10 protein-coding genes are annotated in these 14260 nt (G+C 42.8%); 4 read left to right on the top strand and 6 right to left on the bottom strand.

Features of this window, described 5'->3' with window-relative positions:
• Nucleotides 1-8 precede the first annotated feature (8 nt).
• From aceF to THMIRH_RS04980, 3 genes are all read right to left on the bottom strand, one after another.
• A complete protein-coding gene (gene aceF / locus THMIRH_RS04990) occupies nt 9-1337 on the bottom strand; it encodes a dihydrolipoyllysine-residue acetyltransferase (RefSeq protein ID WP_173291059.1) in 1329 nt (442 codons plus the stop codon).
• A 109-nt stretch (nt 1338-1446) separates the two neighbouring features.
• On the bottom strand, nt 1447-4107 hold the full coding sequence (gene aceE, locus THMIRH_RS04985) for a pyruvate dehydrogenase (acetyl-transferring), homodimeric type (RefSeq protein ID WP_173291058.1): 2661 nt from the start codon (nt 4105-4107) through the stop codon (nt 1447-1449).
• 400 nt (nt 4108-4507) lie between these two features.
• Nucleotides 4508-4993: an RNA pyrophosphohydrolase gene (locus THMIRH_RS04980; protein ID WP_173291057.1), complete on the bottom strand. Its 486-nt coding sequence runs from the start codon at nt 4991-4993 to the stop codon at nt 4508-4510.
• Between the two features lie 230 nt (nt 4994-5223).
• Between THMIRH_RS04980 and THMIRH_RS04975 the strand changes: the two genes are divergently transcribed.
• Nucleotides 5224-5880, top strand: coding sequence for a histidinol-phosphatase (locus tag THMIRH_RS04975; protein ID WP_173291056.1), 657 nt, complete (start codon nt 5224-5226; stop codon nt 5878-5880).
• 129 nt (nt 5881-6009) lie between these two features.
• Here the strand turns inward: THMIRH_RS04975 and ffh are convergent, their stop codons facing one another.
• A complete protein-coding gene (gene ffh / locus THMIRH_RS04970) occupies nt 6010-7386 on the bottom strand; it encodes a signal recognition particle protein (protein ID WP_173291055.1) in 1377 nt (458 codons plus the stop codon).
• An 81-nt stretch (nt 7387-7467) separates the two neighbouring features.
• Here ffh and THMIRH_RS04965 point away from each other — a divergent pair, with 81 nt between their 5' ends.
• From THMIRH_RS04965 to THMIRH_RS04955, 3 genes are all read left to right on the top strand, one after another.
• Nucleotides 7468-8259 (top strand): cytochrome C assembly family protein, encoded by a 792-nt coding sequence (locus THMIRH_RS04965; RefSeq protein WP_173291054.1) that lies wholly within the window; start codon nt 7468-7470, stop codon nt 8257-8259.
• Nucleotides 8260-8436: 177 nt separating this feature from the next.
• Nucleotides 8437-9672, top strand: coding sequence for an HlyC/CorC family transporter (locus THMIRH_RS04960; protein WP_243831506.1), 1236 nt, complete (start codon nt 8437-8439; stop codon nt 9670-9672).
• Nucleotides 9659-10471 (top strand): inositol monophosphatase family protein, encoded by an 813-nt coding sequence (locus THMIRH_RS04955; protein ID WP_173291052.1) that lies wholly within the window; start codon nt 9659-9661, stop codon nt 10469-10471. The genes THMIRH_RS04960 and THMIRH_RS04955 overlap by 14 nt, the downstream gene beginning before the upstream one ends.
• Before the next feature lie 40 nt (nt 10472-10511).
• On the opposite strand, the gene THMIRH_RS04950 is transcribed toward THMIRH_RS04955, so the two are convergent.
• Together THMIRH_RS04950 and radA are read right to left on the bottom strand one after the other, a co-directional pair.
• A complete protein-coding gene (locus THMIRH_RS04950; protein ID WP_173291051.1) occupies nt 10512-12806 on the bottom strand; it encodes a hybrid sensor histidine kinase/response regulator in 2295 nt (764 codons plus the stop codon).
• Between the two features lie 33 nt (nt 12807-12839).
• The gene (radA, locus tag THMIRH_RS04945; RefSeq protein ID WP_173291050.1) at nt 12840-14210 is read right to left on the bottom strand and encodes a DNA repair protein RadA; all 1371 of its coding nucleotides are present in this window, start codon (nt 14208-14210) and stop codon (nt 12840-12842) included.
• Between the last annotated feature and the right edge of the window lie 50 nt (nt 14211-14260).

Genomic DNA, 14260 nt, shown 5'->3' with positions numbered 1-14260 from the left:
ACTCCCGATTACATTAATAATTGACGCAAGTCAGTTAAATATTGACCCACCGTGGTGGTAAAACGAACGCCTTCGGCACCGTCAATCACGCGGTGATCGTAAGACACACTGAAAGGCATGATTAAACGCGGTACAAATTCTTGTCCATTCCAAACTGGCTGCATTTTGGCTTTTGATAAGCCCATAATGGCCACTTCAGGAGCATTCACGATTGGGGTAAATTGTGTACCGCCAATACCGCCTAAGCTAGAAATGGTGAAACATCCGCCCGACATATCGGCAGGCGACATTTTGCCATCACGCGCTTTTTTAGAAATTTCCATCAAGTCACGCGAAAGCTCATAGATGCCTTTTTGATCAACATTTTTAACAACAGGAACCACTAAACCATTGGGTGTATCAACAGCCACACCTATGTTGTAATAGCCTTTTTTAATCAACGACTGACCATCGGGTGATAAAGAGGCATTAAAGTTAGGGAAGTCTTGCAAGGCTTTGACCACCGCTTTCATGACAAATACCAAAGGCGTTAATTTGACACCTTGCTTTTCAGCCGTTGCTTTCATGTCAACGCGGAACTGATCCATTTCGGTGATATCACACTCATCAAACTGGGTGACATGAGGCACATTCAACCAGCTAGTGTGCAGATGCTTACCAGAGATTTTTTTGATACGACCCAATTCAACCGTTTCAGTTGCACCAAACTGACTGAAATCAATGGTTGGCACAGGAGGAATGCCCGCGCCCGAAGCCGCAGGTGCTGCACCAGAAACCGTTTTAGTGCCTTGCATCACTGATTTAATCAATAATTCGACATCATGCTTTTGAATACGACCTTTAGGACCTGTCCCAGAAACTAAAGTTAAATCAACACCAAGGTTTCTGGCAAAAGCACGAACTGAAGGCGAAGCATGAGAGCTCGCGCCCATAGATTGATTATTCACAGGTTTTGCAGGTGCTACTGCAGGCGCTGAAGGGGCTTCAACGGTTCTTGGCGCGGCGGCTGGTGTAACCACTTTTTCTGGAACTGCTGCAGGTGCTTCTGCCTTAGGGGCTGGCTTTTCTGCTTTGGCCGGCGCTGGCGCTGCGGCTGAGTCGCTGACTTCGATATCTAACACGTAGGTGCCTTCAGACACCTTATCGCCAACCTTGACCATCACCTTAGTGACTTTTCCGGTCACGGGAGATGGGATTTCCATGGTGGCTTTATCCGATTCTAAGGTCATCAAAGAATCATCTATGGCAACGGTGTCGCCAACCGCAACCAAAACCTCAATGACTTCGACTGTGTCAAAATCACCGATATCGGGAATATTAATTTGCTGTATAGCCATTTCATCATTTCCTATAGCTAGGAACTGCCAGCACTTTTAGTGTTTGGACTGACAGTTTCGATTAAATTCGTTTGAAAAAGCCGTTTTCATAAAAGCGGCTTAACTTCATTTAGGCATGAACAGGGAAAGTTTTTTCGCTGTCTAATCCGTATTTTTCGATGGCTTTCGCCACGATTTCTGGCTTGATTTTGCCGGTGTCTGCTAAAGACTTCAGCGCCTCAACAACCACATAAAAACGGTTAACTTCGAAGAACTTACGCAACTGTTCACGCGTATCTGAACGACCAAATCCATCGGTACCTAGCACACTATAGTGGCCTGGCACATATTGACGAATACGCTCTGGATAGTCACGAATATAATCGGTTGCAACGATGAACGGGCCTTCTGAAGCAGATAATACTTCAGTGACATAAGGCACCTTCGGGGTTTCTGTTGGGTGCAAGGTATTCCAACGATGTACTTCAATACCATCACGACGCAATAGGTTAAAGCTGGGTACGCCCCAAATATCAGCAGCCACATCCCACTCAGCTTCAAGCATTTCTGCGGCGGCAATCACTTCACGGAAGATGGTACCCGACCCCATTAACTGCACCTTGTTTTTGGCTTTTGATTCTGACTTCTTAAAGGGGTAAATCCCTTTAATAATGCCATCTTCAACGCCTTCTGGCATGGCTGGATGTGAATAGTTTTCGTTCATGGCGGTGATGTAGTAGTACACATCTTGTTTTTCATTAAACATGCGTTTAATACCATCACGGATAATCACAGCCAATTCAAACGCAAAGGTTGGGTCATAGCTTAAACAGTTAGGCACATGATCGTATTGAATCAAGTTGTGACCATCTTGGTGCTGTAAGCCTTCACCTTCTAGCGTGGTACGACCGGCTGTCCCACCGATAAGGAATCCACGAGCACGCGAATCACCCGCTGCCCAAGCCAAGTCACCAATGCGTTGGAAACCGAACATGGAATAGTAGATGTAGAAAGGAATCATGCTCACACCGTAGTTGGCATAAGCGGTTGCAGCTGCAATCCAGTTAGCCATGGCACCAGCTTCGTTGATACCTTCTTCAAATACCTGGCCGTTTGAAGCTTCTTTGTACCACATCAACTGATCGTTATCCATTGGCTGATACAATTGTCCTGCTGGGTCATAAATACCAACTTGGCGGAATAAACCTTCCATACCAAAAGTACGCGCTTCATCGGGAATGATTGGCACAACGCGTGGCCCTAAAGTCTTGTCACGCAACAAGATAGACACTAAACGCACAAATGCCATGGTAGTCGACATTTCACGATCACCCGTGCCTTCTGTGAGCATTTTAAAGGTATCTAAACTCGGAACGGGTAAAGGCTCTGCATTGTCTAGACGAACAGGTAAAGAACCCCCAAGTGCCTCACGGCGCTCCTTCATATAGCGCATAACATCTGAGCTTTCGTCTGGTGTATAGAAAGGCACTTGCTTTTGCAAATCTTCATCTGAAAAAGGAATCGCAAAACGGTCACGGAAGTATTTATAGCCTTCGTAATCCAATTTTTTCTGCTGGTGAGCCGTGTTAGCTGACTCTCCATAAGGCCCCATGCCGTAGCCTTTAATGGTTTTCGCAAGAATAACGGTTGGTTGACCCTTAGTTTCTTCAGCACGCTTGTAGGCGTTATAGACTTTACGAGGTGAATGACCACCGCGGGTTAATGCAAAAATTTGTTTGTCGGTCATATCTGAGACCAACTCTAATAACTCTGGGTATTTACCAAAGAAATGCTCACGAACGAAGGCACCGTCTTTAGCCTTATAGGCTTGATACTCACCATCGACGACTTCGCCCATACGCTCGATCAATTTTCCAGAAACATCTTTTTGTAATAGACGATCCCAACCAGAACCCCAAATGACTTTAGTCACTGCCCAACCTGCGCCACGGAAAACGCCTTCCAGCTCTTGAATAATACTGTCGTTGCCACGCACAGGGCCATCTAAACGCTGGAGGTTACAGTTGATCACAAAAACTAAGTTATCTAATTTTTCGCGTTTGGCTAGCTGAATGGCACCACGAGATTCTGGCTCGTCCATTTCACCATCCCCAAGGAATGCCCAAACCTTACGACCTTCTGTTTTGGCTAATCCGCGGGCTTCCATGTACTTCATAAAACGGGCTTGATAAATAGCCATCAATGGACCAAGACCCATAGATACGGTTGGGAACTGCCAATAATCGGGCATCAACCACGGATGAGGATAAGAAGAAAGACCATTTCCATCTACTTCTTGACGATAGTTGCGAAGTTGTTCAGCGGTTAAACGACCTTCCATGTATGAGCGAGCGTACATTCCAGGAGCGGTATGCCCTTGGAAGAAAATCATATCCGCACCTTGTGGGTGCTTAGGCCCTTTAAAGAAGTGGTTCATACCGACTTCATACAAAACACAGCTTGAAGCGTAAGAAGCAATGTGACCACCAACGCTGGTGTTTTTGTTGGCCCCAGAAACAATCGCCATGGCGTTCCAACGCAACATGGCACGCATCTTTGTTTCTAATTCCATATCACCTGGATACTGCACTTGCTGCTCTGCAGCGATGGTGTTGATGTAAGGAGTATTGGCCGCATAAGGCACATCTATACCGTGAACACGGGCTTTTTCGATAAGTGCTGCAATAATATGTTGTGCCTTTTCTGTACCTTCAAAAGATACAACGGCTTCTAAAGCATCAAGCCACTCTTGTGTTTCTTGTGGGTCTTGGTCAACGAACTGATCGCTCATAAAATTTTTTAACCTCATTGGTTGGTTTGGTTTGACTCTGGAGGCTGGGTAATACCAGAGTGTCTTCAGCAAGCGTAGTTCTTACGCCGACCGCCAACAGATGAACTCAATTAAGAGTTCAAAACCGCCTTGGTTTCCAGCTACTTAGTATTTCCAAGGGGCTTGAATACCACTTAATGGGCAATAAAACACCCAGTATTCAAATTAATGAAAGCGAATAATACCACTTTTTAAGGGCAGGTGCGAATTCAACAAAACAACAAAAAGCCCAGCAAGCCCTTTAAACAGAGGATTGACAAAGATTTTTTGAATGGATTTAAAGACTTAGAAATGTTTTTTAGAAATGAATATCAAACAGAAGTGTTGCGGTAAAAGTTTGAAATTACCCGCAAAAGACGTCTTATGGCAGCCAGAATTTTTTTAATGAGTCTTCAAGCTCTAATAGCGCTTGATGATAAACCGCTTTTTTAAACTCAACCACATCCTGTACTGGATGCCAATAATCGACCCAAGTCCAAGTTTCAAACTCAGGGGTTTCGTGTAAAGCCAAATTGATTTTGGATTCTTCGGTTTCTAAACCCAATAAAAACCAAATTTGTTTTTGACCAATACAAACCGGCAAACTGTTATGACGAATTAAATGCTTAGGAAGGTCGTATGAAATCCAATCTTGGGTTCTGCCTAAAACTCGCACATCAGAAGGCTCTAAACCGACTTCTTCTTTAAGTTCACGAAAAACTGCTTGCTGAGGGGTTTCGGATTCACGCACGCCTCCCTGAGGAAACTGCCAAGCGTCTTGAAACACTCGCTTACCCCAAAACAACTTTCCTTGCTTATTGACTATTATGATACCGACATTCGGTCGATACCCATCTACATCGATCACAGTAAACCCTATTAAAAACGCTTATTTCATTAAAGGGTATTATGGCAAGAAACCCCCATATTTTTCAATTAATTTTACAACTTAGAGCACTTTTTTAGAACCAAATCTTCCAAATCAATCATAAAACCAATTAATGAGAATTTATAAATGCGCTTTTATAACATCCAACTGCAATCTGTGAAACATTCAGATAAAATGAATAAAAATTTTGCAATGGAATCTCAGACCTTATGAAACTGGCCATATTTGACCTAGACAACACTTTAATTGCTGGCGACAGTGACTACCTTTGGGGAAAGTTTTTAATTCAAAAAGGTGCCGTAGACCCCGCCTTTTTTGAAGCTGAAAATGATCGTTTTTACGCCAATTATAAAAATGGCACCCTAAACATCATGGAATACCAAAGGTTTTCTTTAAAACCTTTAACCCAATACCCGATGCAAACCCTGCTTGATTGGCATCAAGAGTTTATGCAAACCATGATTGAACCCATTTACCTTCAAAAAGCGCAAGACTTGGTCAACCAGCACAAAGCCAATGGCGACACGCTGTTAATCATTACCGCCACCAATAGCTTTGTAACCCGCCCGATTGGTTTACGATATGGCATAGATCATTTAATTGGCACTGACCCTGAAATCATCAACCATTGTTTTACAGGAGAAGTCTCAGGAACCCCTTCTTTCCAAGACGGCAAAGTCATTCGTTTAAATGACTGGTTAGAGGAACATCCTTTTGACTTGAAAGATGCCTACTTTTATTCTGACTCCAGAAATGATTTACCGCTATTAGAAGCTGTTGGAAATCCGACTGTGGTCGATGGTGACGATGTTTTAAAAACCATCGCCAAAGAGAGAAACTGGCCAAGCATTAGCTTGCGCAACTGATTATTAACAAACTTTTTTAAAGTTATAAAAACAAAAAAGGCGCTAAAAATGACCAGACTTTATGCCCTGTTTGCTATTAAGGGTGCTGGTCAAAATTAGCGCCTTTTTTATGGGTTTATAAAGTGAAATCTATTTAAGACCTGGCGGCATCATGCCACCCATACCTGGCATTTTTCCAGCCATACCGCGCATCAAGTTTTTCATGCCGCCTTTGGAAACTTTTTTCATCATTTTTTGCATTTGTTCAAACTGTTTCATCATGCGATTAATGTCCTGAACCTGTGTTCCTGAACCGGCAGCAATACGCTTTTTACGAGAACCTTTAATCACAGCCGGAAATGCACGCTCGTGAGGTGTCATGGAATAAATCATAGCTTCTAAGCGTTTAAAATCTTTTTCCATGGCTTCGTTATTCACCTGCCCTTTTAAAGCACCCATGCCAGGCAATTTGCCCATCAAACCGCCAACACCGCCCATTTTATTAATTTGCTGCAACTGCTCTAAAAAGTCTTCTAAATCAAATTGACCAGACTTTTGAATTTTTTGAGCAAACTTTTCAGCTTTGACTTTATCAATTTTTGACTCAGCTTCTTCAATTAAGCTGAGCATATCACCCATACCTAAAATTCGGCCGGCCATACGTTCTGGATGGAAAGTCTCTAAAGCATCGGTTTTTTCACCCGCCCCAATAAACTTAATGGGTTTACCCGTAATCTGACGAATCGACAAGGCCGCACCACCGCGAGCATCACCATCCGTTTTAGTCAAAATAACACCTGTTAAGGGTAAGGCATCATTAAAGGCTTTCGCGGTATTGGCGGCATCTTGACCCGTCATAGAGTCAACCACAAACAGGGTTTCAATCGGTTTGATAGCGGCATGCAATTGCTTAATTTCTTGCATCATCTCATCATCGATGTGCAAGCGACCCGCCGTATCCACAATCAACACATCCATAAATTTACGGCGCGCTTCTTTATGGGCGTTCTTAACGATGTCTATGGGATTTTGTTCCGCTGTCGAAGGGAAGAAATTTGCCCCCACTTGTTCAGCTAGGGTTTCCAACTGTTTAATCGCCGCAGGACGATAAACGTCGGCAGACACCACCATGACTTTTTTCTTGTGTTTTTCTTGCAGCCATTTAGACAACTTACCCACAGAAGTGGTTTTACCCGCGCCTTGTAAACCTGCCATCATAATAATCGCAGGAGGTTCAACATTAAAATTGAGCGGTGCGGCTTCTGCACCCATCACTTCGGTGAGTTGATCGCGAACGATTTTAATAAATGCCTGACCAGGATTTAAACTGGCTGAGACTTCAGTACCTATGGCGCGTTCTTGAACTTGGTCAATAAAACTTTTAACAACCGGTAAGGCCACATCTGCTTCTAATAGCGCACGACGAACATCTCGCAATGCATCTTTTATATTAGATTCGCTAAGACGCCCTTGACCCGTTAGATTTTTAAAGGTTTGGGACAGGCGTTCGGATAGATTATCAAACATGGAAATGCTCTCTTTACATTAACTATTAATGTTCGCTATTATAAGACTTTCGACAAACAATTTCTTAAGATTGGACTTTGAATGATTATTAGCAATCTCAGCGCAGTTGTTGCCAGCATTGGTTACCTTTATGCCAGCCATATGCTTTGGCAAAAAATCAAAGGTAAAACCGTTGAATTTGCTCGTGCAAAATTGCTAAAAACTGTTTTATTGGCCAGCGGCTTGCATTTAATTTCTTTTATGCCGCTGTTATTCAACGGTATTAGCTTACAATTTTCACTAACCATTTCTATTTCACTGATTGCTTGGATTTCTGCTTCGGCGCTACTGCTAACCAACATTAATAAACATACCGAAATGTTGGGCATCTTCATATTTCCCATTGCGGCGCTCACAACCTTACTGCCATTTGCGCAACCTGAAGTTCAATCCATTGAATTAACGCTGGGTGTGCACATATTATTGTCAATTATGGCTTATAGCATTATGGGATTGGCCGCCGCTCAGGCAATTCTCTATTCCATTCAAGAAAAAAGATTTCGTCAAAAGCGCTTAACCTCTTTGTTTAAAGCCTTGCCGCCTCTACAAATTATGGAAAAAACCCTTGTACAACTGGTGTTAATGGGATTTATTGCGCTCAGCTTTGCTTTGGTTACTGGCGGTTTTTTTATTGAAGATATGTTTGCGCAACATTTAATTCATAAAACGTTTTTTGCCATCTTATCCTGGATTGTCTATGCCATCTTTTTATGGGGACATTTCAAACGCGGCTGGCGCGGTCAAAAGGCTGCTCGCTATACACTTTGGGCCTATATTCTGTTATTGCTCAGCTACTTAGGAACGCAATTAATTCTAATGTTAATGAATGCATAAAACCAAAGGTCATAAACCTGGAATGTTTTTGCATGTTTTTTCGATAGTTGGTTATAATAATTTTTCGATTGACTATGTAAACTTACGCTCTTGAGTACCTTACCCTTACCTTTTCTTTTTGGAATTTTATTCCTACTCATTATTTTGTCAGCCCTGTTTTCAGGTTCTGAAACGGGCATGATGGCCCTTAATAAATACCGTTTAAAGCATCGCGTTAACGAAGGTTGCCCCAAAGCCATTCGAGTTCAAAAGCTTCTAGAGTCGCCCGATCGTTTGCTGGGTGTGATTTTGCTTGGCAATAACTTTGTTAATATCTTCGCCTCGTCGATCGCAACCATTATTGCCATGCGCTTGATGGGCGAAGCCGGTATTGCCATTGCCGCAGGTTTACTCACCATGGTGGTATTGGTATTTTCAGAAGTTGCGCCAAAAACTTTAGCGGCGCTCTATCCAGAAAAAATCGCCTACCCAGCCGCTTACGCGCTAACGCCACTGCTTAAAATATTGTCGCCTTTAGTGGCCATGATTAACTTCTTTTCAAATAACTTACTCAGCTTATTAGGCGTTCGAGTTAAAGAAAATGCCGTTGATCACCACAGCCTAACACAAGAAGAACTGCAAACGCTGATTGATGAAGCAACCGGACAATTGCCGCAACAATATCGCAGTATGCTGACCAGTATTTTGCGTTTAGAATCGGTCACCGTTGAAGATGTCATGATGCCCAAACAAGATATTTATGGCGTTGATGTTGACCAACCCCTGAAAAAAATCATTAAAGACATCCAAAAATCGCCCTACACTCGCATTCCAATTTATCGCGGCAGTATTGATGATGACTTTATTGGCATTTTAAATCTTAGACGCGCTTTGCCGGTTCTTTTAAAAGAAGATGCAACCCTCAAAGACATTATAAAAGTGACCAGGCCTGGTTATTTTGTGCCAGAAACCACCACTTTAAATATCCAATTGGCGAAGTTTAATCAAAATAAACGCCGCATGGCGATGATTGTTGATGAATATGGTGACATCCAAGGCTTGCTCACCATGGAAGACTTACTGGAAGAAATCGTCGGTAAATTAACGACCGACTCTCGAGTAGATCCAGAAGAAGAAACCACGCTCTTTAATGAAGATGGCTCTATCACCTTTGATGCAGGCGAATTTATTCGTGACATCAACAAAGAATATAATTTTCAACTACCGATTGATGGACCCAAGACTTTAAACGGTCTAATCCAAGAACAACTTGAGTCGTTACCGGAAGTAGGAACCTGCTTATTATTGAAAGACACCTATGTGCTTGAAGTGGTTGAGCGTTCTGCAAATGCCATCGAAAAGGTCAAACTCACTATTCGAGAAGACCAAAGTGAAGCGACTTTTAAAAAGGAAGAAACACATGAATCACTTTAATAACGCTCAAGAATGGCAAAAACTCAAAACAGGCATCATTGAATTAGCCAAACAGGAAGTGCTGAGCCGTTTTAATAAAGTGTCTGCTGAAATTAAGCAAGATGGTTCATTGCTGACCGAAGCTGATACCCAAATGCAAATTAAAAGCCAAGCCTTCTTATTAGCCCATTGGCCGAAATATGCATTCCTTGGTGAAGAGTCAACCTCAGAAGATCAAACGACTGCGCTTTCATCAGAACAGGGTTGCTGGATTCTTGACCCAGTGGATGGCACCAGTAACTTTGCCAGTGGCATAGCATTTTTCTCAGTTTCTTTAGCGTTGGTTGTTAAAGGACAAGTGGTTGCAGGCTTAATTTACGATCCTTATCGCGATGAAATGTTTGGCGCACGCTTAGGCTTAGGCGCAGAACTCAACAACAAAACGCTCATTGCCAAAACAGCTAAAACAGCCCTTAAGCAGTGTATTGGAATTATTGATTTCAAAAGGCTACCCGCAAAATTAGCACAAACCCTGGCTGTCACGCCACCATTTGCCTCTCAAAGAAGTTTTGGCTCGGTTGCATTAGATTGGTGTTGGATTGCGGCAGGTCGCGGACAAGTCTATTGTCATGGTGCACAAAATATTTGGGATTATGCCGCAGGATGGCTCATTTTAAATGAAGCAGGTGGTCAAAGCGCTGCGCTGAATGGCGAGTCCGTTTTAGTACCAACCGTCACTAAGCGCTCTGCTGTTGCGGCAACCACCCCAGAACTTTTTGCCGAATGGCAGAATTTTCTGAAGACAACAGAGCTATCTTAACTTTAAAAAGATAGGTCAATACTCGTCTAGCCCTGAAGCTTTAAATTTCAGGGCGAATCGAACCCCAAACTTTTAAAGTTCTTTTTAAAGCCACCAAATCGATTGGCTTGGTTAAATAATCATTCATTCCAGCTTCTATCACTCTATCTCTATCACCAGACATTACATTAGCGGTTAAAGCAATAATCGGAATGGTGGAGACATCTGACTCTAAAGCTCTAATTTTAGCCGTCGCTTCAAGACCATCCATCTCAGGCATTTGCATATCCATTAAAACCAAATCAAACATGGGTAAATCATGATCAGCCTCGCGCTCTTCAATGGCTTCAATCGCTTTTAGCCCATTACCGGCCAAAACGACCTCATGCCCCATTTTTTTCAATAACGCTTTAATTAATAATTGGTTCGGTAAATTATCTTCTGCTACCAAAATATTCAGGCTACGGGTGAGTTCAGGTAAGTCATCGGCAAATTCTTTCTTGGCCTCAATTTCACCGACTTCTTCCATCGGCACTTCAAACCAAAAAGTACTGCCTTCGCCTAATTTGCTGATAATGCCAATCTTGCCATCCATGGCCTCAACCAATTTTTTGCAAATCGACAACCCTAAACCTGTACCCCCAAACTTACGAGTTGTACTGGCATCAACCTGAGTAAACTCAGAAAATAACAGTCCAATTTTGTCCGCAGGTATACCAATACCGGTATCTATCACTTCAAAGCGAATTCTTTGGGCGCTTGCGGCCTCTAAGGCCGTAGAAGGGGTCATTATTTTTAGTGTCACCGAACCCTTTTCGGTGAACTTGATGGCATTGCCGATTAGGTTCAACAGTATTTGACGAAATCTTGCCTCATCACCCAAGAAATAATGCCCCATATGCTCAGGGAAACTAAAGTTTAATTCAATCCCCTTTAAACGCGCATTGACATTACACATGGCAAAAACGGTTTGAATTTGTGCATACAAATCAATTGGACGAGATTCAAGCTCCATTTTGCCGGCATCGAGTTTATTGAAATCTAAAATATCGTTAATTAAATGTAACAAGTGTTCACCAGAGCGTTTAATCATTTCAACGTGTTGCGCTTGTTCTGCATCGAGCGGGGTATCAATCAACAAACCAGCCGTTCCTATCACTGAGTTCAGGGGCGTGCGAATTTCGTGACTCATGACGGATAAAAACTCAGATTTGGCCTGGGATGCTTTTTGAGCAGCATCTCTCGCCTGCTCTAACATTTCTTCAACAGCTTTACGCTGTGTAATGTCAATTGAAAAGCCTAAAATCCAAACCTGATCTTCGCCGTTGCGATTAACCTTAATGGGACCTTTACCCAACATAAGCCAGCGACTGAAACCGGCTATTTGAATATTTTCCTCTGAAACCAAAATACGATTTTCAGTAATCGCTATCTGATCACTGATGGATTGCTGACGCGCCAAAGTCGTTGGAAAAATTTCATAAACCGTGCGCCCAATCGCCTCTTCTCGACTGACGCCCGTATCTTGCTCAGTTTGCTTACTAAAAAATCTAAAGCAACCATTGTGGTCTTTAACATAAATGCTGATGGGCAGGCTATCAATGATTTGTTCAATCAGCGCTTCCCTTTGCAGCACTTGTGCTTCGGCATTTTTACGGGCTGAAATATTCAACATCATACCGACAAATCGAATCGGCTCAGCCGTTACCGAGTTCCAAACGGCTTTACCGGTTACTTGAACCCACACATAATGGCCGACAGAAGTTTTGATTCTAAAAGAATAATCATAAGGCCATCTTTGCTCAAGATGCGTTTCAAAAGATTCTTTTAAACCTTCAACATCCTCTGCATGCACTCTACTGAGAAACTGCTCTAAGGTATTGCCTAATTCAGAATGATTAAGACCACAAAGGTCATAGACCTTATCGCTGTAACTGATAAATTCGTCTGCAATATTCCAATCAAAAACCCCAACTTTTGAGCCTTCAATAACCAATTGATAAACATCTTCTTTGCGGCGTCTTTCTCCACGATATTCGCTCACGGCGACTTCTGGTAAAAATTGCAATAAGAAATCATTATCACTGTAAGCAGAAACGATAAATCGAAACGGTTGAATGTTTTTGACTAACTTGCACACAAAACTGGAAGCGCCTGTCTTGGAGGCAGCATCCATTAAAGATAACTTGAGATCAAAATCTTCATCGATGTCGTATTCACTCCAAAGCGATGTCGCCGCACTATTTTGCCAAACAATTGACCACTCAGAGTCTTCATTTCTCTTAATAATCGCTGTAGCTATGGCCATATCGGCAAAAATTGCTTGCAGTTCTTTGATGGGCTTATTGGCAATCATAGTTATCTCTTTTCATAAAAGCATGTGTGTATCTTAAATCAAATACCCTAAGGCTTGTTGTAAATTTGAAACGCCATGTATGGTCATTCCTGCAACACCGCCCTTGGGCACATTCCCTTGCGGCACAATTGCGGTTTTAAAGCCATGCTTAACCGCTTCAAATAATCGCTCTTGACCACTGGGAACAGGTCTAATTTCACCAGATAAACCCACTTCGCCAAACACAATTAAATCGTTAGGCAAAACTCGATTACGCAAACTAGAAACAATGGCACATAACACCGCTAAGTCTGCACTGGTTTCGGTAATTTTAACGCCACCGACCACATTCACATAAACATCTTGATCACTGGCTTGTACGCCGGCATGACGATGCAACACAGCCAGAAGCATCGCAATACGATTTTGCTCCAAGCCTACCATCACGCGTCTTGGTGAGCCAAAAGGTGCGTCATCCACCAAAGCTTGAATTTCTACCAATAAAGGTCGAGACCCCTCCCAAAGCACCATGACCACAGAACCTGAAGAAGGCTCTTCGCTGCGTGATAAAAAGATGGCCGATGGATTTTTAATTTGACGCATCCCTTTGTCTGTCATAGCAAAAACACCTAGCTCATTCACCGCTCCAAAGCGGTTCTTGATGGCACGAAGTGTTCTGTATCGACTGTCCGATTGCCCTTCTAAAAAAATGACGGTATCCACAATATGTTCTAAGACACGAGGCCCGGCAACCTCTCCAGACTTAGTGACATGCCCAACCAAAAAAATCATCACCTGATTTTGCTTGGCATAACGCGTTAAATAAGCAGCCGTTTCTCTGACCTGCGAAACACCGCCTGCTGCGCTGGTAACCTCTGCTAATTGCATGGTCTGAATCGAGTCAACAATCATCACCTTTGGTTTTTCAACTTCCGAAGCTTCTACAATTCGCTCAACATCAGTTTCTGTTAACAGTCGCAGTTTATCAACGGGTAATTGCATACGAGTTGCGCGCATCGCCACTTGCTGTAATGATTCCTCTCCAGTCACATAAAGTACATTCAGTTGCTGACTTAATAAACAAGACACTTGCAGCAAAATGGATGATTTACCAACACCGGGATCCCCACCAATAAGCACGACTGAGCCAGGCACTATCCCACCACCCAAAACTCTATCGAGTTCACTCAACCCAGAGGCAAACCTGGGCACTTCAGCCAAATCAACTTCACTAACAGACAATACTTTTTGAGTTTGTGCGCCGGTGTAACCCACTACGCCAGATGAACTAGCTTTAGATTTAGAGGCACTGACTTTAAATTCCTTGAGCGTATTCCAAGATTTGCACGCCATACATTGGCCTTGCCATTGGGCATAATCTGCACCGCACTCAGAACACACATAGGCCACTTTTGCTTTTGCCATAGTTATTTCCATAAAAATAAACCCGCAGACGCGGGTTTAATGAAAATTGA

It is taken from the genome of Thiosulfativibrio zosterae (assembly GCF_011398155.1).
Lineage (GTDB): Bacteria > Pseudomonadota > Gammaproteobacteria > Thiomicrospirales > Thiomicrospiraceae > Thiosulfativibrio > Thiosulfativibrio zosterae.
This window is presented reverse-complemented; position numbering and strand designations above follow the sequence as displayed.